The sequence below is a fragment of the Sagittula marina genome, from assembly GCF_014196795.1.
Lineage (GTDB): Bacteria > Pseudomonadota > Alphaproteobacteria > Rhodobacterales > Rhodobacteraceae > Sagittula > Sagittula marina.
This window is the reverse complement of sequence record NZ_JACIEJ010000006.1, coordinates 214,334-239,900: the sequence shown is the minus strand read 5'-3', so window position 1 is coordinate 239,900 and position 25,567 is coordinate 214,334. Positions and strand designations below refer to the sequence as shown.

General features: G+C 60.9%; 20 protein-coding genes. 13 read left to right on the top strand and 7 right to left on the bottom strand.

Features of this window, described 5'->3' with window-relative positions; genetic code table 11:
• Nucleotides 1-313: 313 nt before the first annotated feature.
• From GGQ68_RS13635 to GGQ68_RS13625, 3 genes are read right to left on the bottom strand one after another with little or no spacing between them, the layout of a single operon-like run.
• Nucleotides 314-823, bottom strand: coding sequence for an Lrp/AsnC family transcriptional regulator (locus GGQ68_RS13635; RefSeq protein WP_183966879.1), 510 nt, complete (start codon nucleotides 821-823; stop codon nucleotides 314-316).
• Nucleotides 820-1,680: a VOC family protein gene (locus tag GGQ68_RS13630; protein ID WP_183966877.1), complete on the bottom strand. Its 861-nt coding sequence runs from the start codon at nucleotides 1,678-1,680 to the stop codon at nucleotides 820-822. The genes GGQ68_RS13635 and GGQ68_RS13630 overlap by 4 nt, the downstream gene beginning before the upstream one ends.
• A gap of 36 nt (nucleotides 1,681-1,716) precedes the next feature.
• Nucleotides 1,717-2,427 carry an SDR family oxidoreductase gene (locus tag GGQ68_RS13625; protein ID WP_183966875.1) on the bottom strand — a complete coding sequence of 237 codons (711 nt, stop codon included), beginning with the start codon at nucleotides 2,425-2,427 and terminating at the stop codon, nucleotides 1,717-1,719.
• A 188-nt stretch (nucleotides 2,428-2,615) separates the two neighbouring features.
• Between GGQ68_RS13625 and GGQ68_RS13620 the strand changes: the two genes are divergently transcribed.
• The 10 genes from GGQ68_RS13620 (at nucleotide 2,616) to GGQ68_RS13575 (ending at nucleotide 16,374) form a co-directional block, all read left to right on the top strand.
• Nucleotides 2,616-4,205, top strand: coding sequence for an ABC transporter substrate-binding protein (locus GGQ68_RS13620; protein ID WP_183966873.1), 1,590 nt, complete (start codon nucleotides 2,616-2,618; stop codon nucleotides 4,203-4,205).
• A gap of 86 nt (nucleotides 4,206-4,291) precedes the next feature.
• A complete protein-coding gene (locus tag GGQ68_RS13615) occupies nucleotides 4,292-5,281 on the top strand; it encodes an ABC transporter permease (RefSeq protein WP_183966871.1) in 990 nt (329 codons plus the stop codon).
• On the top strand, nucleotides 5,278-6,153 hold the full coding sequence (locus GGQ68_RS13610) for an ABC transporter permease (protein ID WP_183966869.1): 876 nt from the start codon (nucleotides 5,278-5,280) through the stop codon (nucleotides 6,151-6,153). Before GGQ68_RS13615 ends, GGQ68_RS13610 begins: the two co-directional genes overlap by 4 nt.
• Complete coding sequence (locus GGQ68_RS13605) at nucleotides 6,150-7,796, top strand: ABC transporter ATP-binding protein (RefSeq protein ID WP_183966867.1); 1,647 nt, start codon at nucleotides 6,150-6,152, stop codon at nucleotides 7,794-7,796. Before GGQ68_RS13610 ends, GGQ68_RS13605 begins: the two co-directional genes overlap by 4 nt.
• Before the next feature lie 9 nt (nucleotides 7,797-7,805).
• Nucleotides 7,806-9,443 (top strand): aminotransferase class V-fold PLP-dependent enzyme, encoded by a 1,638-nt coding sequence (locus tag GGQ68_RS13600; protein WP_183966866.1) that lies wholly within the window; start codon nucleotides 7,806-7,808, stop codon nucleotides 9,441-9,443.
• On the top strand, nucleotides 9,440-10,741 hold the full coding sequence (locus tag GGQ68_RS13595) for an NAD(P)/FAD-dependent oxidoreductase (protein ID WP_183966864.1): 1,302 nt from the start codon (nucleotides 9,440-9,442) through the stop codon (nucleotides 10,739-10,741). The genes GGQ68_RS13600 and GGQ68_RS13595 overlap by 4 nt, the downstream gene beginning before the upstream one ends.
• An 11-nt stretch (nucleotides 10,742-10,752) precedes the next feature.
• On the top strand, nucleotides 10,753-11,262 hold the full coding sequence (locus GGQ68_RS13590; protein WP_221235590.1) for an L-2-amino-thiazoline-4-carboxylic acid hydrolase: 510 nt from the start codon (nucleotides 10,753-10,755) through the stop codon (nucleotides 11,260-11,262).
• Between the two features lie 3 nt (nucleotides 11,263-11,265).
• Nucleotides 11,266-12,444 (top strand): M20 aminoacylase family protein, encoded by a 1,179-nt coding sequence (locus GGQ68_RS13585; protein ID WP_183966862.1) that lies wholly within the window; start codon nucleotides 11,266-11,268, stop codon nucleotides 12,442-12,444.
• Nucleotides 12,445-13,123: 679 nt separating this feature from the next.
• The gene (locus tag GGQ68_RS13580) at nucleotides 13,124-14,662 is read left to right on the top strand and encodes a BCCT family transporter (RefSeq protein ID WP_183966861.1); all 1,539 of its coding nucleotides are present in this window, start codon (nucleotides 13,124-13,126) and stop codon (nucleotides 14,660-14,662) included.
• 197 nt (nucleotides 14,663-14,859) lie between these two features.
• The gene (locus GGQ68_RS13575) at nucleotides 14,860-16,374 is read left to right on the top strand and encodes a YifB family Mg chelatase-like AAA ATPase (RefSeq protein WP_183966858.1); all 1,515 of its coding nucleotides are present in this window, start codon (nucleotides 14,860-14,862) and stop codon (nucleotides 16,372-16,374) included.
• Here the strand turns inward: GGQ68_RS13575 and GGQ68_RS13570 are convergent.
• The 4 genes from GGQ68_RS13570 to rsmI form a co-directional block, all read right to left on the bottom strand.
• Nucleotides 16,344-17,240 carry an alpha/beta hydrolase gene (locus tag GGQ68_RS13570; RefSeq protein ID WP_183966856.1) on the bottom strand — a complete coding sequence of 299 codons (897 nt, stop codon included), beginning with the start codon at nucleotides 17,238-17,240 and terminating at the stop codon, nucleotides 16,344-16,346. The genes GGQ68_RS13575 and GGQ68_RS13570 overlap by 31 nt on opposite strands.
• Nucleotides 17,237-18,172: a glutathione synthase gene (gshB, locus tag GGQ68_RS13565; RefSeq protein WP_183966854.1), complete on the bottom strand. Its 936-nt coding sequence runs from the start codon at nucleotides 18,170-18,172 to the stop codon at nucleotides 17,237-17,239. Before gshB ends, GGQ68_RS13570 begins: the two co-directional genes overlap by 4 nt.
• A gap of 88 nt (nucleotides 18,173-18,260) precedes the next feature.
• Nucleotides 18,261-18,701 (bottom strand): YraN family protein, encoded by a 441-nt coding sequence (locus GGQ68_RS13560; RefSeq protein WP_183966852.1) that lies wholly within the window; start codon nucleotides 18,699-18,701, stop codon nucleotides 18,261-18,263.
• Nucleotides 18,702-18,792: 91 nt separating this feature from the next.
• On the bottom strand, nucleotides 18,793-19,689 hold the full coding sequence (gene rsmI, locus GGQ68_RS13555) for a 16S rRNA (cytidine(1402)-2'-O)-methyltransferase (protein WP_343055940.1): 897 nt from the start codon (nucleotides 19,687-19,689) through the stop codon (nucleotides 18,793-18,795).
• An 87-nt stretch (nucleotides 19,690-19,776) separates the two neighbouring features.
• Here rsmI and GGQ68_RS13550 point away from each other — a divergent pair, with 87 nt between their 5' ends.
• From GGQ68_RS13550 to murJ, 3 genes are all read left to right on the top strand, one after another.
• Nucleotides 19,777-20,970, top strand: a complete 1,194-nt coding sequence (locus GGQ68_RS13550) for a penicillin-binding protein activator (protein ID WP_183966848.1) — start codon at nucleotides 19,777-19,779, stop codon at nucleotides 20,968-20,970.
• Nucleotides 20,930-23,737 (top strand): [protein-PII] uridylyltransferase, encoded by a 2,808-nt coding sequence (locus tag GGQ68_RS13545; RefSeq protein WP_425502979.1) that lies wholly within the window; start codon nucleotides 20,930-20,932, stop codon nucleotides 23,735-23,737. The genes GGQ68_RS13550 and GGQ68_RS13545 overlap by 41 nt, the downstream gene beginning before the upstream one ends.
• A gap of 111 nt (nucleotides 23,738-23,848) precedes the next feature.
• The gene (murJ, locus tag GGQ68_RS13540) at nucleotides 23,849-25,402 is read left to right on the top strand and encodes a murein biosynthesis integral membrane protein MurJ (RefSeq protein WP_183966846.1); all 1,554 of its coding nucleotides are present in this window, start codon (nucleotides 23,849-23,851) and stop codon (nucleotides 25,400-25,402) included.
• The last annotated feature ends 165 nt before the right edge of the window (nucleotides 25,403-25,567 follow it).

The window sequence follows — 25,567 nt, the reverse complement described above, 5'->3', positions numbered from 1 at the left end:
TCTGCCACAATCAAAGCCATTGAGGCTTTACGTCATCCGCAGTTTTGTCGCCGCAAAGGTCCGGTCTCATATGGAGGGTCGAAAAGAAGCGCGGGGCCAAGCCGACACCAGTGCGCACGCCATGACATTCAAGGCTTAAAATGTCGTCCGCCTGCGGCTGCACAATGGCGCAATCCGCCTCCTGGATCTCCACCGAGGGCAGCATCAAGAATGACCCCGTCCGATCACCGCGACACATGACGGTGCCGCACCGGGGTGCCCGACCTCACGGCGTTGGTCGCGGGCCTGCTAAAGTCGCCCGAGAGACCGTTGCTCAAAGGTATTTTGTCGGAATCGAAGTGGTAAACTTCAGTTCTTCCATCGAGATCATCGAATTGACCTGACTGAACTCCAGCCGTTCAATCATCTTTTTATAGACAAGATCATAGGCGCTCATATCTGGGACAACGACCTTCAAGATATAGTCGATCGTGCCTGTCATCCGATAGGCTTCGACAACTTCGGGAATTTCGTCGATCAGATCGCAAAACCGCTGCAACCACCCGATTTCATGACGCGGCGTGGTGACCCCGATGAAAATCGTCATGGGGACATTGGCCCGCACCTGATCAACCAGCGCCACGCGCTTTTTGATCAACCCGGCTTCCTCCATCCGTTTGATCCGTCGCCAGCAAGGTGTGGGCGACAGACCAACCGCGTCCGAGATGGCACTGATCACCGTGTCACTGTCACGCTGCAGGATATCGAGAATCTTCTGATCAATGTCATCAAAGGTGATCGTGTCGGCCGACTTCGTCCCGGTTTTGCGCTGTTTTTCTGTCATGCTGGCACAAATTCGACAATGACGCCCGACGCGTGTTCGGGCGCAACCGCCAGTCCCGTCTGCGTGACAATCGGGGCGAGACCGGAATCGTCCAGACATTGGCGCACAGCATTCATGTCGGTCACCTTGACCCGCAAGGACGTAAAGGCCCCCTTGGCGGTCAAAGACAGATCGACACCGGGGTAAAGCGCCTGCATCGCATCTTGTGACATCAGGACAAGCGGCGCAGAATTGGCACCGGTATTGACCGTCACGCGACCGTTGGTCTCGCTGGTCGACCCGTCAGCCCACAGCCGCGCGAAGCGTTTTCCATCCTCTTGCGGGTCTTCGGACAAGGCAAGGATCGCATCGAGGCCACAAGCCGTGTTGGCGTGGGTCAGCAGCTCGGGCAGCCAAACGGTTTCAGGCGTTTTGTGCTGGCACATGAAGACGGATCCAAAGGGCAGTTCCGCATCGTCAAAGACCACCGTCGAAAAGGCCGCCATCGCCGACCCGCCGTCGGGCAGCGGCACCGGGCGCTCGAAACTGCCAAGGCCGTGCGTCCCGATGCCAAGCTCCGCAAGCTGAGTTGCCGCAGCTTCGGCGGTACCGATCCGGCAGGCGATCGCGTGCAGCCCCTGCCCCTGATCTGTCAGCGCCTTGCCGCGCGCCGCATTCAGCGGCGTTGCGCGCAGCAGGCCCAACAATTCGAAATAGTCGTCAGGAAACATGATGGTGTAGTTGGCAGACCCCTTTGCCTCGGAATGAAGGCCGCGCGGCGAGAGGGTGAACCCTAGCGCCGCGTATTGCGCGGCGGCCTTGTCCAGATCCTGAACCAGAGCAAAACAGTGATCTATACCTTTGACAGGATGAGACATTTCATTTTCCTTTCAAATGTTAATCTGGGGCAGAACTCACTTGCGCACCGGAGCCAGTAGAATCTCGTGCACTGCAACGACCGGGTTCATATGCGCCACGTAAAGTGCGGTTTGCGCCATGTCCTCGGGCTGAATCATATGGTCCAGCGTGGAAACATCGAAACCGGGTCGTTTCGCCAGCAGCGGGGTTGCGACCTCTGCCGGGCAGAGCGCGGTCGAGCGGATGCCGTTTACGCCCTCTTCGGCGTTCAGACTGGCGGAAATATCGGACAGCGCGTGCTTGGATGCGCCATACGGGACGCCACCGTTCGGCGAATGGAACCGGCCCGCCCAACTTGAGGTGTGGATCATGATTCCGTCTTGCTGGCCGCGCATGATCGGCAGACAAGCGGCAATCACATTCAGCGCCCCGGTTATGTTTATTTTCAGCAGGTTGTCCCAACTTTCCCAATCCAGATCGGCCCAACGACGTTGCGGAATGTTCAGTCCGGCGTTATTGCAAAGGATGTGCAGACCATCGCCCCTTTTGGCAATCTTTTGTGCGGCCTCAAGCATGCCTTGCCGGTCGGTTACATCGCCCGGGACCACCAGAACCCTTTCGCTGTCGGGACATCTGGCGGCGACCTCTTCCAGCGCCTGCACGCCGCGCCCCGTCAAGGCAACACGATAGCCCGCCTTGGCAAAACCCAGAGCAACCGCAGATCCTATGCCCGATCCTGCACCAGTGACCCAAACCGTTTTCAGCATTATGGCCTCTTAAAATGACTTCATGCTGAATATTTATCCTAGTTAAGTTCTCAAACATAGTATTTTTTTCTATTTTATATTCACGAGTTAGATTTTCATTGACTACCCCTGCGTCATGCGCAGTGTTGAAGCAGAGCGAAAGCAAAATCGCGATTCCAGCAAGGAGTCCGACAGAAAGGGAGCTTTACATGAAGAAACAACTGATCGGCCTTGGCGTCGCATGCTTGACCGCAAGCACCGCACTGACGCCCGGCATGGCTTCGGCGCAGGAGGTCAAGAAGGGTGGCACAGCCATCATTCACATGATTTCCGAACAGCGGACCCTGAACCCCGCGCTGCGCGCATCGACAGGCGTCTACAACATCAGCGGCAAAATCGTCGAACCGCTGATCGACAGAAGCTACGACGGCTACGAGCCCGTACTCGCAACCGACTGGTCCGGTTCGGACGACGGCCTGACCATCACGGTCAAGCTGCGTGAAAACGTTCGCTGGCACGACGGGGAGGATTTCACCTGTGATGACGTGTCCTTTACCGCCATGGAGATGTGGAAAGAGCTGCTGAACTATTCGTCGGCTCTGCAAGCCAACCTGGAATCGGTCGATTGCCCCGACCCGCACACGGCCGTGTTCAACTATTCCAAGCCGATGCCGCTTGATCTGTTCGTGGCCGCCATGCCCGACCTTGGCCACCCGATGCCCAAGCACCTGTACGAGGGCACCGACATTCTGAACAACCCGTACAACACGGCGCCTGTCGGCACCGGGCCGTTCAAATTCGTCGAATACGAACGCGGTCAATATGTGATGGCTGAAAAGAACGACGATTACTGGCGCGAAGGCTTCCCTTACCTCGACCGCATCGTCTGGCGGTTCATAAAGGATAAATCGGCAGCTGCGGCCGCACTGGAAGCGGGCGAAGTCCACGAGTCCGGCTTTATCGGTGTGTCGATGGCGGATGTGGTCCGCCTGTCAGAGGACGACCGTTTTGACGTCGGCACCGAAGGCTACGAAAACAACGTCGCCCACTCGACCGTCGAGTTCAACCACCGCAACCCGATCCTTGCCGATCTGAAGGTGCGGCAGGCCATCTATCACGGTCTGGACATCGATTATGCCATCGACACGATCATGCGCGGCTTTGCGGCCCCCGGTCGCGGGCCTGTTCCGAAAGCCGGCGGTGACAACTACACCGACGACGTGAAAACCTATGACTATGATGTCGAGCTGGCAAAAAAGATGCTGGATGAGGCCGGTTACCCTGTCAAAGACGACGGCTTCCGCTTCAAGCTGCGTCACCGCCCTGCCCCGTGGGGGGAATACACCCAACTCTGGGGTGAGTACTTTGCGCAAGCCATGCGAGAGATCAACATCGACGTTGAGATCCTGACCAACGACGCGCCCGGTTTCCTGAACGGCGTCTACCGCGATCATGATTTCGACACAGCGAACGGCTGGCACCAGTTCCGGTCCGACCCTGCGGTGTCCACGACTGTCTGGCTGCGCTCGGGCCAGCCCGAAGGGACGCCGTGGTCCAATCAGTTTGGCTGGAAAAGCGAAGAGATGGATCAGATGATCGACGACGCAGCCTCCGAGCTTGACCCGGAAGCGCGCGCCGAGATGTATCACGAGATCCAGCGCAAAGAGATGGAAGAAATCCCCGTGATCTTTGCCATCGAGCATCCCTTCATCTCGGTCACGTCGAAGAAGCTGAAGAACCACCACAACACGCCGCGCTGGAACTCTTCCAGCTGGTACGATCTGTGGCTCGACGAATAATCCGACCTTCGGGCAGGCCGCTGTCGGCCTGCCCGCTCCCAAGACCGCAAGCCCCTTTGCCTGCGCGCATCTGAAAGAATTTCGCGATGAAACCGACCATCCCCCCGCTGCTGATCTATGCCCTGAGGCGCCTTCTACAGGCCATTCCGGTCATTATCCTGATTATGATGGGCACTTTCCTGCTGCTCAAAATGGCCCCCGGCGACACGGTTGACGCGCTGGTCGGCGACATGGGGGGGGCCGACGCTGCCTTTATCGCTCGGCTGCGGGCGGAATACGGATTGGACCAGCCGATCTGGGTGCAGCTTTGGCGGTACATGGTCAAGCTGGCGACATTCGATCTGGGGCGGTCGTTTGTGTATGAACAACCGGTGGCAACCGTTCTGATGGATCGCCTTGGCACCACCTTGCTGCTGATGGCGACATCGCTCAGCCTGGCCTTTTCGATTGGTATCACGCTGGGGGCGTTTGCAGCACGGCGCGCCTATTCGCTGGCCGACAACCTGATTTCCACATTGGGGCTGATTTTCTACGCAACACCCAGCTTTTTCCTGTCGCTGATGATGATGTTGCTGTTCTCGGTCAAGCTGGGCTGGCTGCCTGTGGGCGGGATCAAGACCATTGCAGGGTTTTACACCGGCTGGGATCACGTCGTGGACGTGGCACGCCACCTGGTCATGCCTACGGCGGCGCTGTCGCTGATCTATCTGTCGTTCTACCTGCGCCTGATGCGGTCGTCGGTGATGCAGGTCGCAGATCAGGATTTCGTGCGCACGGCCCGAGCCAAGGGCGCCGGCGAGACACGGCTGATGGTGCATCACATCATGCGCAACGCCCTGTTGCCTGCGGTCACCCTGTTCGGTCTGCAATTTTCCACCCTGCTGGGGGGATCGGTGGTGGTTGAAACCATCTTTACGCTGCCGGGACTGGGGCAACTGGCCTACCAGTCGGTGATCCAGCGCGACATGAACACCCTGATGGGCATCATCTTTTTGTGCTCGATCATCGTGATCCTCGTCAATTTTCTAACCGACTTGCTTTACGCACGTCTCGACAGCCGGATTGAACTCTCATGACTGTGCTTGATACCGATCTGCGACCGGCAGAACCGCCCCGCTATGTTGTCTTCTGGCGGCGCTACCGACGCAACCGCGCAGCCCTTCTGGGACTGTTCCTGTTCGCCATCGTCGTACTGATGGCGCTGACCGCAGGCCTGGTCGATCCGGGCGATCCGCTGCGCCGCGCCGGTCAACCACTGGTGCCCCCCTTCGTGGATGCCTCCACTCCGCTGGGAACCGACCAGTTGGGCCGCAGCATCCTGTCGCAACTGTTCTACGGCGCCCGAATTTCGCTGCTGGTCGGCGTTCTCGCCACGCTGGTGTCGATCATCATCGGCATCGTGATCGGCGCGCTCGCGGGCTACTTTGGTGGTTGGGTGGACGACCTGCTGATGCGGGTGACCGAAGCGTTTCAGACCATCCCGAACTTTGTGCTGTTGCTGACTCTCGTGGCCATTCTCGGCTCCAAGATCGAGTGGATCACGGTTGCTATCGGCGTCGTCAGCTGGACGGCCCCCGCCCGCATGGTGCGCGCCGAATTCATGTCCCTGCGCAACCGCGAATTCGTCGATGCTGCACGCAATCTGGGGGTGTCGAATACATCATTGATCTTCCGTGAGATCCTGCCCAACGCCCTGCCGCCGATCATCGTCTACGCCTCGGTCATCATGGCGTTGTCGATCCTGCTGGAAAGCGCCCTGGCCTTCCTGGGGCTGGGCGATCCGAACTACGCAAGTTGGGGCAACATGATTGGCCAGGGCCGCGCCGTGCTGCGCACCGCCTGGTACTGTTCGGCCATTCCGGGCATCGCCATCGTGCTGACAGTCCTGTCCTTCTCACTTCTGGGCGAAGGCCTGAACGACGCAATGAACCCGAGGCAGAAACAATGACCGTCGAAGCAAAGCCCATTCTAGAGGTTCGCGATCTGCGCATCGCCCTGCCAAAAGGCTCTGACCGTCCGTTCGCGCTGCAGGGGCTGAACCTGAATGTCCACGCTGGCGAAATCGTCTGCATGGTGGGCGAGTCCGGCTCGGGCAAATCCTTGTCGGCGGGCGCCATCATGCGCTTGTTGCCGGAACCGCATGTCACGGTGGCAGGGGGTGAGATCACCTTTGAGGGCGAAGACCTGCTGGCCAAGTCGGAAGCAGAGATGCGCAAGCTGCGCGGCAACCGCATTTCGATGATTTTTCAGGAACCGATGACCGCGCTGAACCCGCAAAAAACCGTCGGCTGGCAGATTGACGAGGTTCTGAAGCTGCACATGGGCGCCAAGCGCAAGGAGCGTCAGGCCCACGCGATTGAAATGCTCAAACGTGTGCATATCCCGGACCCTGAATCCGCATACAACGCCTACCCTCACCAGATTTCCGGCGGCCAACGCCAGCGCGTGATGATCGCGATGGCATTGGCTTTGTCACCCAAACTGGTGATTGCAGACGAGCCGACAACAGCGTTGGATGTGACGACGCAGCTGCAGATCCTCAAGCTGATCCGCGACCTGCAAAAAGAAGAGGGCGCAGGCGTCTTGTTCATCACCCATGACTTTGGCGTCGTGGCTGAAATCGCCGATCATGTGATCGTGCTCCGCCAGGGCGAGGTGGTCGAACAAGGTCCCGCGGGGCAGGTGCTCAACGATCCGCAACACCCCTACACCCAGGCGCTGATTGCATCGGTCCCCGATCTGTTGCCGCCCCCGCACAAACCCGTCACCACCCGACCGACTGTGCTGAAGGGCACAGGCCTGCGCAAAACCTTTGCTGCGCGCGGCGGGCTGCTGACTGGCAAGCGCAAGGCCGTGGTCGCGGTCAAGGATCTCAGCTTTGAGCTGCATCAGGGCGAAACACTGGGTGTCGTGGGCGAATCCGGCTCCGGCAAGACCACGGTGTCGCGTCTGGTCACCCGCCTGCTGGACGCCGATGCCGGCGCGGTCGAAGTAGATGGCACCGACCTGCTGGCCTGCAGCCCCGCCGAGCTGCGCGGTATGCGCAAGCATATCCAGATGGTGTTTCAGGACCCTATGGCATCGCTCAACCCGCGCAAGCGGGTGGTTGATATAATCGCCCAAGGACCGATCGTGCATGGTGAAGACCCGGAAAAGGCTCGCGCCCGCGCCCGTGAGCTGCTGGAACTGGTCGAACTGTCACCCGCCGCCGCCAACCGCTTTCCGCACGAGTTTTCTGGCGGCCAGCGACAACGCATCGGCATCGCCCGCGCGCTTGCAATGGAACCCAAGGTCATCGTCGCGGACGAGCCTGTCTCGGCGCTGGATGTCAGCGTCCAGGCGCAAGTGTTGAAACTGCTGGCCGAACTGCGCCACCGGATGAACCTGTCGCTGCTGTTCGTCACCCATGACCTGCGCGTCGCGGCGCAACTCTGCGACCGCATTATCGTGATGCAAAAGGGCGAAGTGGTCGAGGCGGGCTTTACCGCCGAGGTCTTTGCCGACCCGCAGCACCCCTACACCCGCAACCTGCTTGCATCGATACCGGGGCGCACCTGGACGCCCCCCTATCGCAAGACAGACGCCGCCTAAGGACCACCGATGACCATTCAGTTCGACACCATCCGTACGGCCATTATTGGTGAGGGCACGGCAATCCCCGGGCCATTCGGGCCACGCGCATTGATCTATGCTGATTATGTCGCCTCGGGGCGGTCCATCAGCTTTATCGAGGACGCAATCCGCAAGCATGTGCTGCCGTTCTACGGCAACACGCATACCGAAACATCGTTTACCGGTCGACGGTCCACGCAACTGCGCGAGCTGGCGCGGGACACTGTGCGCAAGGCTGTCGGCGCGGACGCAAACCACGCCGTGATCTTTACAGGCTCTGGCGCCACCGGTGCGGCAGACAAGCTTGTCCGGGCGTTGTCCATGCAGGGGCTGGACGCCACCTCGGTCGTGTTTGTCGGCCCTTACGAACACCACTCGAACGATCTGATCTGGCGTGAAAGCGGGGCGCAGATCGTGCGCATTCCGCTCAACGACCAGGGCGGCGTTTGCCTGACGACATTGGAAAGCGCCCTGAAACAGCACGCGGATGCGCCAGTGAAAATCGCGGCTTTTTCGGCGGCCTCCAACGTCACAGGGGTGCGCACCGACCTGCGCGCCATTGCCCGGCTTGTACATGCAGAGGGCGGCTGGTGCGTGGCGGATTTCGCGGCGGCCGCCCCCTATATCCCGGTGCGTTTGAGTGCATCGAGCGACGGCGCGAACGACCGTATTGATGCGGCGTTTCTGTCACCGCACAAATTCCCCGGCGGCCCCGGGGCGTCGGGCCTGCTGATCGCCGACCGCCGTATGCTGGACAGTCTGCGCCCCACCATCAGCGGCGGCGGCACCGTGTCTTATGTGACAGCGCTGCGCCACAACTACGTCTCTGACCCCGAACGCCGCGAGGAAGCCGGGACCCCGTCGATCGTCGAAAACATACGCGCCGGCATGGTTTTGCAACTCAAGGCGGACATGGACGAGGATGAGGTCGAACGCCGCGAGCAGGCCATGACCAACCGATTGGAAGCCGCCCTGCGCGCCATACCGGGGGTTGAGATCCTCGGGCCTCAGAATGTGCCGCGCATCGGCGTGTTTTCATTCAACATCCGGGTTGCGGGCAAGCTGCTGCACCACAACTATGTGGTCGCGCTGCTGAACGATCTGTTTGGTATTCAGGCGCGCGGGGGCTGTTCTTGCGCCGGTCCCTACGGCCATGCGTTGCTGGGCATTGATGAGGAGATGTCCGAATGTCACGAACGCGCCGTCGAACAGGGGCACTCTGCCTTTCGTCCGGGCTGGGCGCGCCTGGGGGTGAACTGGTTCTTTGACGACAGCGATACAGACCGGATCTCGGCGGCACTGGCGCTGATCGCTGAACGCGGTCTCGATTTGCTGGCGTACTACCGTCTGGATCTGACCGCCGGTGTCTGGCGCGCCCAACGCACCGTCGAGGACAAAGCGGCGGCTTCGCTGTCGGACCTGTGGACATTGCAGGAAAGCGCACAGGACACCCCGCCAACTTTCGAGGCGTGCCTGACCTATGCCCGCGATCTGGCAGATGCGGCAGCCGACCTGCCCCCCGCGCCGATCACGGACCTTTTGCCCGAAGAAGAAGCCCTGCGCTGGTTCTGGATGCCCCACGACATGGTCCCGCCCGCGCAACCCGACCTGGAGCCAGTCCATTGACAGACGTCGCTTTTCCACCTTCGCTGTGGGCTGCCACAGCCCCACACCGCCCCCCCGCGCCACCGCTGGGCGGCACGGCTGAAACCGATGTGGCCGTGATCGGCGGCGGCTTTACAGGTCTTTCGGCCGCTATCGAAGTGGCCCGTAACGGCGGATCGGTCGCTGTCCTGGAAGGCAAGGCCGTGGGCTGGGGCGCGTCGGGGCGCAACAACGGGCAGGTCATTCCAATCCTCACCGCCGCAGAGCCCGCGGCCTGGATCAAACGCTACGGTGCTGCTGGCGAACGCATGGTCCAGCTGATCGGCAATTCGGCAAACATACTGTTCGACTTGGTCCGTGAATTCGACATGGAGGCCGAAGCGGAACAAGCTGGCTGGTTCCAGCCCGCCCACAGTCCGGGGCGTGTGAAGCTGTGTCAGTCACGGGTCGATACATGGCAACGCCACGGCTTTCCCGCCGAATTCAAAACTGCCGAAGAAACCCGCGACATTCTGGGCAGCGATTTCTGGTATGGCGGCATGTTCAACCCGACGGGCGGCCATATCAACCCGCTGGCGCTGGCGCGCGCGATGGCCAAAACGGCAGAAGATCTGGGCGCAACGATCCACGAAAACTCACCTGTCATCCGATACGAGCGGGTTGGCGCACAGTGGGTGATCCAAACGGCCACCGGCACACTGAAGGCGCGCGCCCTGATCCTGGCCACCAATGCCTATACAGGCGAACTGGTGCCCTCATTGGCGCCGCGACTGGCGAAATCCATCATTCCGGTGTTGAGCTGGCAAATGGCGACGCAGCCCATTGGCGACAACTTGCGCCGCAGCCTGTTGCCGGGCCGGCAAGCGGTGTCTGACACCCGCGGCGACCTGCGCTTTTTCCGCTATGATGCGCGCAACCGCCTGATCACGGGGGGCGCGGTCATAGGCGCCTATGACGTAGAAAACCGCGTCCGGGCCAAGGCCGCCCGCAGTCTGGGCGAGGCATTCCCCGAACTGGGCACGCCCGAGATGACCCACGTCTGGTCCGGCTACATCGGCATGAACTGGGACCGTTTCCCACGCATTCACCGGCTTGGCACCGACGGCTGGGCATGGATCGGCTGCAATGGGCGCGGTGTGGCCTTTGGCACGGCATTGGGCCGCGAGCTCGCCCGGGCGGCCACCGGAACGGACGAAAACGAGCTGGCCTTGCCCGTCACCGAACCGCGCCCCTTCCCCGTTCACAGCATCGCCCGTCGTGTTGCACCAACCTACCTCGCCTGGTTGAAACGCAAAGACCTGAGCGAACCCAAACTATAAGGACTTGCCTCATGACAACTGACACAAACACCTCTGACGGACTGGACGTGAACAGCGTGCCGATCCTGATGCGCCGCAAAATCGAGGCGATGATCCTGAAGCACGTTCTGGACGTCATAACCGACCGGACCGACCGCGCCGAGGCAGAAGCCGTTATTGGCGAAACATGCTCCCGGTCGGCGATCGAACAGGGCAAACAGCTTGCCGAGGCTTTGGGCCACACGCCGGACCTGACGGATTTTGCAGCAATCCAGCCGAACTGGACGCGTGAGGACGCGTTGCGGATCGAAACACTGGAAGCCTCCGAAGAAGCCCTGGATTTCAACGTCACCCGCTGCCGCTATTCCGAGATGTACAAGGACATGGGGCTGGGCGACATCGGCCACCTGTTGTCGTGCAACCGCGATGGTGATTTCTGCATCGGCTATAACCCCGACATGGAGATGACGCGCACTCAGACCATCATGAAGGGCGCAAGCTACTGTGATTTCCGCTACCGCATGAAGAACAAGGACGCCTGAGCCATGGCCGTTGAAAACTGGGTCGCCAAACAAGTTGAATCGTTGACCGCCTTCCGCCGCGATCTGCACCAGAACCCCGAATTGCTGTATGATGTGACCCGCACTGCGGCCACCGTCGCCGAAGCATTGCGCGCCGCAGGTGTGGACGAAGTGGTCGAAGGCATCGGGCGCACCGGTGTCGTGGGTGTTATTCGCGGACAGACCAACACATCAGGCCGAACGATCGGCCTGCGGGCGGACATGGACGCCCTGCCGATCGTCGAAGCCACGGGCAAGCCCTGGGCGTCGCAGGTCGATGGCATGATGCACGCCTGCGGCCACGATGGTCACACCACCATGCTGCTGGGGGCTGCGCGCCAGCTGGTCGAAAGCCGCGCGTTTGATGGCACCGTGATCGTCATCTTCCAACCCGCCGAAGAAGGCGGTGCAGGCGCCAAAGCCATGATCGACGACGGCTTGTTCACCCGCTGGCCCTGCGATGAGGTCTACGGCATGCACAATCGCCCCAACCTCCCTGTTGGAGAGTTCACCATAGCGTCAGGCCCGATCATGGGGTCGGTCGACGAGGTGCGCATCACCATCGAAGGTCGCGGCGGCCACGCCGCCCGCCCGGACAGCACCATCGACACGTTCCCGATTGCGGCGGCGTTGATTCAGGCGATCCAGACCATCACATCGCGCACCATTGATCCGATGGACAACGCTGTGGTGTCGCTCTGCACGATCCACGCAGGCAATGCGTTTAACGTGATCCCGCAAAAGATCGAGATCACGGGCACTGTGCGCACCCTGCGCGAAGAGGTTCGCACCCATATCGAAGCACAACTGGCCGCGCTGGTGCCCCAGATTGCGGCGGGCTTTGGTGCAACTGGAACGCTCGAGTATATCCGGATGTATCCGGTCACCGTGAACCACGAACGTGAAACCGAACTGGCCGCCAAAGCCGCGCAAGAGGTGGCAGGCATGTCGAACGTCTCGCTCGATATGCCACCGGTTCTGGGCGGCGAGGATTTCTCGTTCATGTTGAACGAAGTGCCGGGAGCGATGATCAATGTTGGCAATGGTCCATCTGCGGGGCTGCACCATCCTGAATATGACTTCAACGACGATGTCATTGCCTGGGGCTGCTCTTACTGGACGACGCTCGTACGCCAACGGCTGCCGATCAGCTCTGAAACATAACGATAACGACCTGCCCAACAGGCAAAGGCGCATGACCACGCGCCCGCGCCGGTTGGGCATTTTCTTGCCTTGCCACAACACCCAGGGGACCCGGCACCGAAATCAGAGGCATTTGGTCCCAAGCTTTAAGTGTGCGCTTCATTCTAAAAGTTGAGCCGCCAAAACCGCCCGCGCATGGATCTGCGTGGGCGGCAAACGGCTTGCAACGCACCTCTGCAATATTGGAACATCCGCTCCTGCGACAGTTGCACCGCCAGGTTCTCCCCCGCCATGCAAATTGCGGCGCATTCGGCTGCCAAAGAATCGACGAAGGCCGGCGGATCGGGCTTCGCCACATAGCCTGAGGCCCGGATCATGATTGACAGATCGCGACACTACGCCATGTCAGGCCAGACAACGCTCTGATGTGTAGCCTCCACCAAAGGAACAAAAGCACCGCGCCGTAGACGAGAAGCCGACCACCCACTGGCATTGGAACTGGAACAATGCCGTGGAGTCAGGACAGTCATGCATTGACAACCAACAGGCGCTTTCGTTACGCGGCAGCCTCGACTCGAGCCCTCCAGCTCACCGCCGGGCGCTTGCCGCCTCCCCTTCGGGTGCCATGTCGCCCATAGAACCTGCGTCCACGGCAAGAATGCTGGACGAGCGCCTGCACGACCTCCCCCGAAAGGACGATATGCCTGACAGACAAAGTCCCTCCCTCCGGGAGCGGAGCCTCGACGTGCCACTGGTCTTACTGACCGGCGGTTTCATTGTAGCATTCTGCACCTTCGCGCTTTTCGATATCGAGCAGCTTTCCATCTGGATCGACGCAGCGTTCGCTTTTTCGGCCCGCTGGTTCGGGCTTTACTGGCAGGTGCTGCTACTGGCGACGTTCCTCATTGGCATCGGCCTGTGTCTCATGCCTGGGGCGCGCCATAAGATGGGGGACCTCGAAGCGCCTGAGTTTTCGACCTTCCAGTGGGGGGCGATGATCATGTGCACGCTGCTCGGCGGCGGCGGCGTCTTCTGGGCGGCCGGCGAACCCATCGCGCATTATCTCTCGACCCCGCCGCTTTTCGGCGACCTCTCCGGTGATCCGGATGCGCGGGCTCATGCCGCGTTGGCACAGGCGTTTTTGCATTGGGGTTTCCCCGGCTGGGCCATCCTAGGTGCCTTGGCGACGATACTGCTGTCGCATTACCACCATGACCGCGGACTGCCCCTTGCGCCGCGCACGCTGCTTTATCCCGTCTTTGGCGACCGGGTGATCCACGGCCCGCTGGGCACCCTCGTCGATGCATTCAGCATTATTTCCGTGGTTGCCGGAACCGTTGGGCCGATTGGCTTTCTCGGGCTGCAGGTCAGTTACGGACTGGACGCGCTGTTTGGGATTCCGGACACCTTTACCACGCAGGCCGTCGTGGTGCTGGGGCTCGTTTCGATCTACTCCATCTCGGCCGTCACCGGGCTGTCAAAAGGCATACGGATCCTGTCGCAGTTCAACATAGGGCTGGTTTTCGTGCTGCTGGTCTTCATGCTGGTGGTGGGCCCCACGTCGGCGATCTTCGCCAACTTCGCGGGCGGCTTCACGACGTATATCGAAAACTTCTTTGCCATGTCGCTCTTTCGTGGCGAGGCCGGTGCCTTCGGCGACAGTGCCTGGCTTGGCTGGTGGACAATCTTCTTCTGGGGCTGGTTTATCGGGTATGGCCCGTTGATGGCGATCTTCATCGCGCGGATCAGCCGGGGCCGGTCAATCCGGTCCATGATCCTGATGCTCTCCATCGTGGCACCTGTGGTCACCAATTTCTGGTTCTCCATTATCGGCGGCTCTGGCATCATTTTCGAGCAGATGGATCCCGGCGTCATCTCCGCGCCCTTCGAAGGGCTGAACCTGCCGGCTGGCCTGCTGGCGACCACTCAGGCTTTCCCCTTTGGAACAGCACTGTCGATTGCGTTCCTTGTGTTGACGGTGGCCTTCGTTGCGACCACGGGTGACTCCATGAGTTACGTCGTCGCGCAAACCATGTCTCAAGGGGAGCCACGTGTCTGGCTACGCGCGTTCTGGGGGATCGCCATGGGCATCATGGCGGTGATTCTTGTCTCCATCGGCTCCGGCGGGGTCAGCAAGCTACAGAGCTTCATCGTGGTCACGGCAGTGCCGGTCTCTCTGACAATGCTGCCAACGCTCTGGGACGCACCGCGCATCGTTTGGCGACTGAGGCGGCGCTGAAGATTTTGGCGCCACACCATATCCGCTTTAGACGCCTCTCGGCCAGTGTCACGGGGCGACGGTTCACGACTCCACCGTCGGAAACTCAGTTGCCACTCAGGGGGCGGAGCTTCTGCGCATCGGCACGGCTGAATATGAGTTAATCTAAAAGTAACCATGCATACCCACAGTCTGCGGAACATACATCCGGGACACTCATGGTTGCCACTGCACACACAGTTGCGTTTGAAGGCGTCGAAGCCAGACCGGTCGAGGTCCAATGCGCCGTGACCCCTGGGGTTCCGGCGTTTTCCATCGTCGGCCTGCCCAACAAAGCCGTATCGGAGGCGCGCGACCGTGTGCGCACCGCACTTACCTCGCTGTCCATCGCTTTGCCCTCCAAACGGATCACAATTAACCTATCACCGGCCGATTTGCCAAAAGAGGGGTCGCACTTTGACCTTCCCATCGCATTGGGCCTGCTTGCAGCGCTGGACATCATCCCGCCTGATGCAGTCTCTCGCACCTTGGCCTTGGGAGAGCTGTCGCTTGACGGGACCCTCGTGCCTGTCCTTGGCGCGCTGCCCGCCGCGATGACCGCCGCGGCGGAAGATCGTGCCCTGATTTGCCCTCAGGCCTCTGGCCGAGAAGCCGCTTGGGTGGGGGCCTGCAACGTGCTCGGCGCCTCAAGCCTGCTTGATATCATTAAGCATTTCACAGGTCAGTGCATCCTCGAACCTGCCCAGCCCGGCGAAATCACACAAGGTACAACCCACCGCGATCTGCGCGATGTAAAGGGTCAGGAGCGTGCCAAACGCGCCATGGAAATCGCCGCCGCTGGCCGCCATCACCTTATGATGGTTGGCCCGCCTGGCGCAGGAAAGTCCATGCTTTCCGGACGCATGCCGGGGCTGCTGCCCCCGCTAACCCCGGCGGAGGCTTTGGAGACATCAATCATCCATTCCATAGCCGGTTTATTAACAGATGGAGGCATCTCCCGGACCCGTCCGTTTCGTGAACCGCATCACACCGCGTCCATGGCCGCGTTGATCGGGGGCGGACGTGGCGCCAAGCCGGGCGAGATCAGTCTGGCCCACAACGGCGTGTTGTTCATGGACGAGCTTCCCGAGTTCCCGCGGCCTGTTCTGGAAACGTTGCGGCAACCTGTTGAGACTGGTGAAGTCATGGTCGCCCGCGCGAATGCGCACATCCGTTACCCTTGCCGGTTTCTCATGATGGCTGCCGCAAATCCGTGCCGCTGCGGGCACTTGGCCGATGCCAACCGCGCTTGCTCCAAAGCGCCCCTGTGTGGCGAAGACTACTTGGCCCGCATCTCCGGGCCGCTGATGGATCGCTTTGATTTGCGTATTGAAGTTCCCGCCGTCGGCTACAGCGACCTCAATTTACCCGCATCCGGCGACACATCCGCCGAAATTGCCCAGCGCGTCGCCCGCGCACGGGCGGTTCAAGATGCACGTTTCGCCACATCGCCGCACATGCGCACCAACGCCGACGCAGAAGGCAGTGTCCTTGAACAGATTGCCGCGCTGGACAGCGAAACACGCGATCTTATGATCCGGGCCGCAGACAGATTTTGCCTATCCGCACGCGGCTATCACCGGATCCTTCGTGTCGCGCGAACCATCGCTGATCTTGCCGGATCGGAAAACGTCGAAAGGCCACATGTCGGGGAGGCTCTGAGCTACCGGCTGTTGTCCGCAAAGGACTCCTGAACAAACTGCGCCGCGTGTTTCAACGTCTCAGTCCCTTCTGGCACCCAACCCTGGAAAAGAGGCCAGACGTGGGGTGCACTGGAATGCACCTCCGTTTGCACATCGGCCCCTTCATCCCGCAAACGAGCGGCCATGCGTGCCCCGTCGTCCCGCAAAATTTCAGTTTCAGACCATGCAATCCAGACCGGCGGACAATCCGGAAACGCAGCATAGAGCGCCGAGGCGCGCGGATCACACGGGTCGGCGCCGTCCAAGACAATCTCTGCCAATTCGTGAATGCGCTCCGGTGGCAGGATCGGGTCCTGTTGAGCATTTTCCGTCAAGGATTCACCGGTCAACGCCAGATCGGTCCAGGGAGAAAACGTAAATACACCCGAGGGGGCCTCTCCGCGCTGGCAAAGCTGCGACAGAAGACAAAGTGCCAAACCACCGCCCGCAGAGTCTCCGCCCAGCACGATGTCTTTGGGTTTGTATCCCAGATGCCTCAAGCGCTCCCAGGCGGACATCGCCGCCTCAATTTGGGCCGGAAACGGCGCTTCTTGCGTGAGTGGGTAACGCAGCGCACAGACCTCGACGCCCGTGTCACAGGACAGGGCGCCAAGCATCGCGCTGTGCGTCAAAGGGCTGCCTGAAATGAAGCCGCCGCCGTGAAAATAAAGCACAACACGGTCTGGGCGGCAACTGCCGCAGCAAATCCAGTATAATCCTCCGGCCCGTTCCAGAATGCGCAGATACGGAGGCGCGATCGCCAGCTTCGACGAAAGCTCGACCGACTTTTGCGCTTCCTCAGGTGTTCGCGTTCGGCCAATGCGCGGCCGCGTGAACAGCCGCAACTGCGCGTTCAGCAGTTGCAGCTGCCAGCTCATGAGACTTTGGCCTCGATCGCTTGCCAGATCATCTCGGCGACGTTGATGCCGTCAAAACGTTCAAGCTCCTGAATCCCGGTAGGCGACGTAACGTTGATCTCTGTCAGCCAGTCGCCAATGACGTCGATACCGACAAAAATCTGCCCGTTGTCGCGCAACGTGGGGCCGATTGCGGCGCAGATTTCCAGATCTCGCTCCGTGAGCTCAACCTTCTCGGGGCGACCGCCCACATGCATGTTGGACCGCACTTCGCCCTCTGCTGGCACGCGATTGATCGCACCAACGGGCTTGCCATCAACGAGGATCACCCGTTTGTCGCCTTTGGTCACGTCGGGCAAATATTTCTGCACAATCAAAGGCTCACGAGAAAACCCCGTGAACAATTCATGCAAGGAGCTCAGATTGCGGTCGTCTTGCGTAAGACGGAAGACACCTGCGCCGCCGTTGCCATAGAGAGGTTTTAGAATGATATCCCCATGTTTGACCCGGAAGCGTTTAATGGCCTCCAGATCTCGCGCGATCATGGTCGGCGGCGTGAAGCCCTCAAAGCCGAGAACCAGCAGCTTTTCGGGGAAATTGCGGACCCAGAAGGGGTCGTTTACCACCAGCGCCTTGCCCTTCAAACGTTCTAGTAAATGAGTTGTGGTTATGTAGTGCATGTCGAATGGCGGATCTTGCCGCAGCCAGATCACGTCCATGTCCGCAAGGTCTAGAGTCACGCGCTCCCCGAGAATCGCCGGTGCCTCAGCCACGCGCTGAACCGTCATCCAGTGCCCCGTGGCGGTGATCCGCCCTTCGTCAAAGGCCAATTGGTCTGGCCCATAGTAAAACAACTCATGCCCGCGTGCCTGCGCCTCCTCGGCGAGGCGGAACGTGCTATCTGCATTGATGTTGACCCCGTTGATCGAGTCCATCTGAAAAGCAATCTTCATGCGCATCCCCTGAAGAAATCCGGTACGATTTCGTCACATAGATGGCGCATCATGGCGGCAGAGGCAATGCAGCCCCCCTGTGCGAAGCTTAGCAATCGACGAAGGCATTTTCGATTATGCGCAACTCGCCGTAGCTGTTGACCAATGCCACATCAAAGCGGACGTCGGTAAGCGCGCCCCTTGGCTGCGTTCCGATGTATTCTTCGGCGGCCGTCTGCAATCGACCAATCTGCTTTTTCGAGAGCCGATCCAGCGCCTGGTCGAACGAACGGCTTTTCTTGACTTCAACGAAGACCAGTCCTTCACCGTCACGGGCGATCAGGTCGATTTCCCCGCCTTGGCCGCGCCAGCGATGACGTGCAATCGGAAACCCACGTCGTTCATAATCTTGCGCGACACAAAGCTCAGCCGCTGCGCCTGCCGCATGGCCGATCAATCCCTTTGATTGCCGCTGTGTCAGGGGTTTGGTGCGCGGTCTTTCCAAAATGTCAGGCGATGGGGCCGAACTGTGGCGTGCGGGCTCCGCCAATGGCGACGTCCATTCAAAGAGAGACAGCTGTCTGGAGTCCACCTTTGTCCCTGTTCTACGCACTGCAACCCCCTCCGTTGGCCCTTGTATGTCATTCGCCCTCGCGGCTTTCGGACAGCCGCATTGCCATTTGGTATACTGGCCTGCGCTTGAAACCGTAGCGCGCCGCCACGTAATCCGCAGCGTCGCGCACAGACATCGTCTGAAGCGCAAGGTTCACGACTTGTTCTAAGTCAATTTCCTTACCAGAGTCTGAATCCCCCTTGCCCACGACCACGACGATCTCGCCTTTCGGCGGGTTTTGCGTATAGTACTCTGCCAATTCCGCCAGGCTTCCGCGCCGCACCTCTTCGAACTTCTTGGTTAACTCCCGACATACGGCCGCCGGACGGTCCCCCAAACGGGATGCGGCCTCGGTCAGCATCGCCCCCAGTCGCTTTGGCGACTCGTAGAACACCAAGGTTGCAGGCACCGCCACCAGTTCATCCAAGACCTTGCGTCGCGAACCGCCCGCATTGGGAAGAAAACCCGCAAACAAGAACCGGTCCGTCGGAAGGCCCGCCAAGGTCAGCGCCATGATCGCGGCAGATGCCCCCGGCGCGCTGGTGACTGCGCCCCCCTCTTCGACAACGGCGCGGCCCAGATCGAAACCGGGGTCCGACACCATGGGCGTGCCTGCTTCGGACGCGTAAGCCACAGACTTGCCAGCAGCGATGTCCGCCAGCAGACGTGGTCTCATCCGGTCGCCGTTGTGGTCGTGATAGGCGACCAGCGGCCGATCACCTAGCGTCACCCCATGCAATTCCATCAGGCGGCGCAGCGACCGGGTATCCTCTGCCGCCAAAACATCCGCGTCGCGCAGAATATCCAATGCCCGCAAAGTGATATCCCGCGCATTCCCGATCGGAACTGCCACAAGGTACAGCCCTGCGGACAGCGTGTTCGTCGCGCCGCCCCCGCCAAAATCCGCCTTATCAGGATTCGTCACTGGTCCCGCCATTCTGTCCGCCCTATGATTGCACGAAACCCTTGCGGGCCATTCACCCCGCAAGACACAATTGACGAGGGAGTCCCCATGTTCACCGTTTTGCCCCGCCTTCGCAAGGCGATGCGACCGCTTGCCGCTCTGACAGCCGCCGGCATTCTTGCCGCCTGTGATCCCATCACCACTGCAGGCTTGGGTGGCGCGTCTTCCAATGCAGGCGGTGCGGCGATCCAGGTCGGCGCGCCCGTTCCTGTGGCTTTGCTGGTGCCGAAGTCCGACAGCGGCGCCGCGCCGGTCGCCAATTCGCTCGAAAACGCCGCCCGCTTGGCGATGGCAGAGCTGGACGGGGTCGAAATCGACCTGCGCGTCTATGACACCTCCGGACAGGCGGCGCAGGCCGCGTCCGTGGCACAACAAGCCGTTGATGACGGCGCCAAGATCATTCTCGGCCCGCTCTTCTCCGAGGCGGCCAACGCTGCCGGGGCCGCCGTGGCCGATGAAAATGTGAACGTGTTGAGCTTTTCCAACACCACGGCGATTGCGGGTGGAAACGTATTCATCCTCGGCCCGACCTTTGCGAACACCGCAGATCGACTGATGGCGCATGCCCGCAAGCAAGGCAAAAAGCGCATTGTTGTGGTCTATTCCGACGATGTACCCGGCCAGTTTGGCAAGCTCGCCATTGAGCAGGCCGCCACGGTGAACGGCATTCAGGTCGTCTCCTCTGAGGGTTACCAGCTCTCCGTGCCCGGTGTATCTGCCGTGGCGCAAAAGGCGGCCGCCGCTGTCAGCTCCGGTCAGGCGGATTCGATTTTCATCACCACGGACGCCACCAACGCGGCGATGCCGATGCTGCTGAACCAACTGCCCGAGAACGGCGTGACGTCCGGCCAGGTGCAGTACGTCGGACTGACCCGTTGGGATGTGCGTCCCGATCTGTTTACCCTGCCCGGTGCCGAGGGCGCATGGTTTGCGATCCCCGACGTGCAGCGTCAGGAAGCGTTCAACCAGCGTTACACCTCCACCTACGGGACTGCGCCGCACCCGCTCGCGGGGCTTGCCTATGACGGGATTTCCGCCATCGGTCTGCTGGCAAAGCGCGGGAAGTCCGACGCATTGACAGGAAAAAGCCTCACCTCTGCTGGATTTACTGGGACCGGCGGTGTATTCCGCCTGTTGAACAATGGCGTCAACCAGCGCGCGCTGGCGGTGGCCTCGATCCAGAACAACCAGATGGTGATCCTTGACCCTGCCCCCAGCAGCCTATCCGGAACCGGTTTCTGAGCCAGACTCAAACGTCCTGCCGGCGGATTTGATTGCGCCGGCAGCCGATATATTTGACGTGCCGGCAATACGGGCCGACCTGTTTTCCGCCCTGAAGCCCGGCGCGTCAGAATCCGAGGTGCGAAAGGCCACCGTGGCGCACCTTTCCAGCGCGGCTGAACGCGGCCGCAAGGTCATTCAGGCCGCCTTCGAGCAGGAGCCCTTTGGCTCGCGTCGCACCACCCGCTCGTACACCTGGCTGACCGATGGGATTGTCACCCTCGCGTTCGAAGTCGCCACACAGGTTATACACCCCAAATACAACCCGACCGAAGGCGAGCGGCTGTCCGTCGTGGCCGTCGGCGGATATGGCCGGGGTGAAATGGCGCCGTTTTCCGACGTCGATCTGCTTTTTCTGACCCCCTACAAGATCACCGCCTGGGCCGAGAGCGTCATTGAATCGATGCTCTACATCATGTGGGACTTGAAACTGAAAGTGGGCCACGCCTCCCGCACCGTGCGCGATTGCGTGCGCTTGGGCGGAGAAGACTACACGATCCGCACCGCCATGCTCGAAGCCCGTCACCTGACCGGCAACATCGACCTGTACGAAGAACTGGAAGAGACGCTCTGGACACAGCTCTTCGAAGGCACGGCGCGGGATTTCGTCGCCGCCAAGCTCGAAGAGCGGGATTTGCGTCATGACAAGCAAGGCCAGCGCTACATGGTCGAACCCAACGTCAAGGAGGGCAAGGGCGGGCTGCGCGATCTGCAGTCGCTGTTCTGGATCATCAAATACGTGCACCACACCGAAGATGTGGGACAACTGGTCGGCAAGGGTGTGTTTCTGCCCGAAGAATACGAGACCTTTGTGCAGGCCGAGCGTTTTTTATGGGCCGTCCGCATTCACCTGCACATGATCTCGAAACGCGCAGTGGAGCAGCTGTCCTTTGACACGCAGCCCGACATCGCGGCGCGCATGGGCTACAATGATCGCAGTGGCCGCCGCGCCGTCGAATGGTTCATGCAGGACTACTTCCGTCACGCGACGGCAGTAGGAGACCTCACCCGGATCCTGCTGACCTCACTGGAGGCCGACCACACCAAAGGTCCGCCCCTGCTCAAACGGATCTTTTCGCGCACGCCGGACACCGCCAGCGGCTACACCGTCACCCATGGACGTCTGGCCATTCAGGACGACGAGCGTTTTCTGAACCAAAAACTGAACCTTCTGCGCATCTTTGAAGAAGCATTGCGCACGGAGCTTCTGATCCATCCCGATGCCATGCGTCTGGTGAAGGCAAATCTGCACCTGATCGACAAAGACATGCGCCAAGATCCCGCCGCGCAGGAGCTGTTCCTCGACCTGCTGCTGAACCACGGCAACCCGGAACGCGCCTTGCGCCGGATGAGTGAACTGGGCGTCCTTGCAGCATTCCTGCCGGAGTTCGCCCCCATCGTGGCGATGATGCAGTTCAACATGTACCATCATTACACGGTGGATGAACACACCATCCAGTGCATCTGGCACCTGTCCGAGATTGAGAACAATCAACTCGAAGAAGATCTGCCCGTCGCGTCGACCATTATGGCCGAAGGGGTCAACCGGCGTATTCTGTATATCGCGCTCCTGCTGCACGACATTGGCAAGGGGCGCGACGAAGACCATGCCATCCTGGGCGCTCGCATCGCCCGCACCGTCTGCCCGCGCCTTGGCCTGACCAAGGAGGAATCCGAGACCGTGGAATGGCTGGTGCGCTATCATTTGCTGATGTCGGACATGGCGCAGAAACGCGACATCGCCGACCCACGCACCGTGCGCGACTTTGCCAAGGCGGTAAAGACCCGCGAACGGCTCGATCTGCTGGCCGTGCTAACCGTTTGCGATATTCGCGGCGTGGGCCCCGGCGTCTGGAACAACTGGAAAGCCGCGCTGCTGCGGGGGCTCTACCGGCAAACACGCCGCGCGCTCGAAGGCGGGATGGAAGACCTCAACCGCGAAAACCGTGGTGCCGAGGCAAAGAAAGCGCTGCGCGACGCGCTGTCCGAATGGTCCGCAGCCGAAGTGGCCCGCGAAACCACACGCCATTACGAACCCTATTGGCAGGGACTGCATGTCACGGGCCACGTGATCATTGCCAAGCTCCTGCGCGAGCTGAGCAACGACGAGATCGGCATGGACATCCATCTGGACGAGGACCGCGATGCGACGCGCGTGGCCTTTGCCCTTCAGGACCATCCCGGCATCTTCTCGCGGCTGACCGGCGCGCTGGCGCTGGTCGGTGCGAATGTCGTGGATGCGCGCACCTTCACCACACGCGATGGCTATGCGGTGGCCATGTTCTGGATTCAGGACGGCGAAGGCACCCCTTACGACAACACGCGCATTCCGCGTCTGCGTCAGATGATCCTCAAGACGCTCAAGGGCGAAATCGTCGCCCGCGAAGCCATCAAACCGAAGGACAAGCTGAAAAAGCGCGAGAAGGCGTTCAAGGTACCGACGCATATCACCTTCGACAACGATGGCTCCGAGATCTTCACGATCATCGAAGTCGACACCCGCGACCGGGCAGGGTTGCTCTATGATGTGACCCGGACGCTGGCGCATCAGAACATCTACATCGCCTCTGCCGTCATCGCGACCTACGGCGAGCAGGTGGTCGATACCTTCTATGTGAAAGACATGTTCGGATTGAAACTTCACAGTCAGGCCAAGCGTGACCTGATCGAGAAGAAGCTGCGACTGGCCCTGGCCGCGGGGTCGCAGCGCGCCTACGAAACCGGCTGACGCCTGCGCGGATTCTGCACCATGTCTCTGCCACCTCTGCACAGCACTGGGGTGGCAGAGACCTTTTCTATCGGCTAAGCCGCAGTGCAGACCTCGGAGCGCGTTACGCCCATGAAACCCATACGTTTAATCACCGGCATCCTCACCGTTGGCTTCTGGACCCTCGCCAGCCGTTTTCTGGGGCTGGCGCGCGACATCCTCATCGCCACGATGATCGGCCCCGGCCCGCTGATGGACGCCTTTGTCGCGGCCTTCCGCCTGCCGAACATGTTTCGCCGCTTCTTTGCCGAAGGCGCTTTCAACGCCGCTTTCGTGCCAATGTACTCCAAAAAGGTCGAAGCCGAAGAAGACCCCCAAAAGTTCGCGCGCGATGCGTTCAACGGACTGGCCCTGGTGTTGCTGATGCTCACGGGCCTTGCACTTGTGTTCATGCCAGTCCTTGTCTGGGCCACGGCAGGCGGGTTTGCAGGCGATGAGAGGTTCGATCTGACGATTGCTTTTGGGCGTGTGACCTTTCCCTACATCCTGTTGATTTCTTTGGCGGCGCTGTTTTCCGGCGCGCTGAACGCCATGGGCCGGTTTGCCGCCGCCGCCGCCGCGCCGGTGCTGCTGAACATCTTCATCGTGACGGCTTTGGTCCTTGGCCCACGCTATCTGGGGGGCGACGCGATCTGGTGGCTGATCTGGTGCATCCCTCTTGGGGGTGTGGCGCAACTGGTTCTGGTCTGGATCGCGGCAGAGCGCGCGGGGTTGAAGATCCGACCGGGCCGTCCTCGTCTGACCTCGGACATCAAGCGCCTCACCCGCATTGCCATTCCCGCTGCCTTGGCAGGTGGTGTGATGCAGGTAAACCTTCTGGTGGGACAGCAGGTGGCCTCTCATTTCGACAAGGCCGTGAGCTGGCTGTTCAACGCTGACCGTCTGTACCAGCTGCCGCTGGGCGTGGTGGGCATCGCCATCGGCATCGTGCTGCTGCCCGACCTCTCGCGCCGTCTGAAAGCCGAGGATCACGCAGGCGGGCGTATGGCATTTTCCCGCGCGGGAGAGCTGAGCCTCGCCTTGACCGTGCCCTGCGCCGTGGCGTTGGTGGTCATCCCTTACCCGCTGGTATCTGTTTTGTTTGAACATGGTCGCACCGGGCCGGAGGACGCCCGCGCCATGTCGCTCGCCGTGGCGATATACGGCTTGGGCCTGCCTGCCTTTGTGCTGCAAAAGGTGTTGCAACCGCTGTACTTCGCGCGCGAAGACACGCGCTCGCCCTTCCGCTACGCGGTTTGGTCCATGGCGGTGAACGCTGTGGCGGCCATCGGTCTCGCCCCGGTGATTGGTTGGATTGCCCCGGCCATTGCCACGACGCTGGCGGGGTGGACCATGGTCCTGCAACTGGCATTCGGGGCGCGGCGCATGGGCGACGTGGCGCGATTTGACGCCCGTTTTTATAGCCGCCTGATGCGCATCCTCGCCGCCTGTGCCGTGATGGGCGCGGCGCTCTACGGCGGGCAAGTCGCGATGCAACCCTGGCTCGCGCAGCCTGTGGCCCGCGTTCCGGCATTGCTCGCGCTGATCGCGCTAGGAAGCGTGGTCTACGGTCTGGCGGGCCAATTGCTTGGCGCCTTCAGCCTGTCCGAGATCAAGAGCATCGTTCGCCGGCGCAGCGCTTCATGACCAAGGCGCTGCCAACCGGGGCGGCGGCGGGTACAGCGCTGGGAGACAGCGCCCGGCACAAGACGATTTTTCGCTTTCCACAACTCTGATCCCGCGGCGCGGGTATGGTGCCTCGCAGCAGGCAGGCGGGCAAAGGTCGCACGCGCGCCGCGGATCATCGCCACG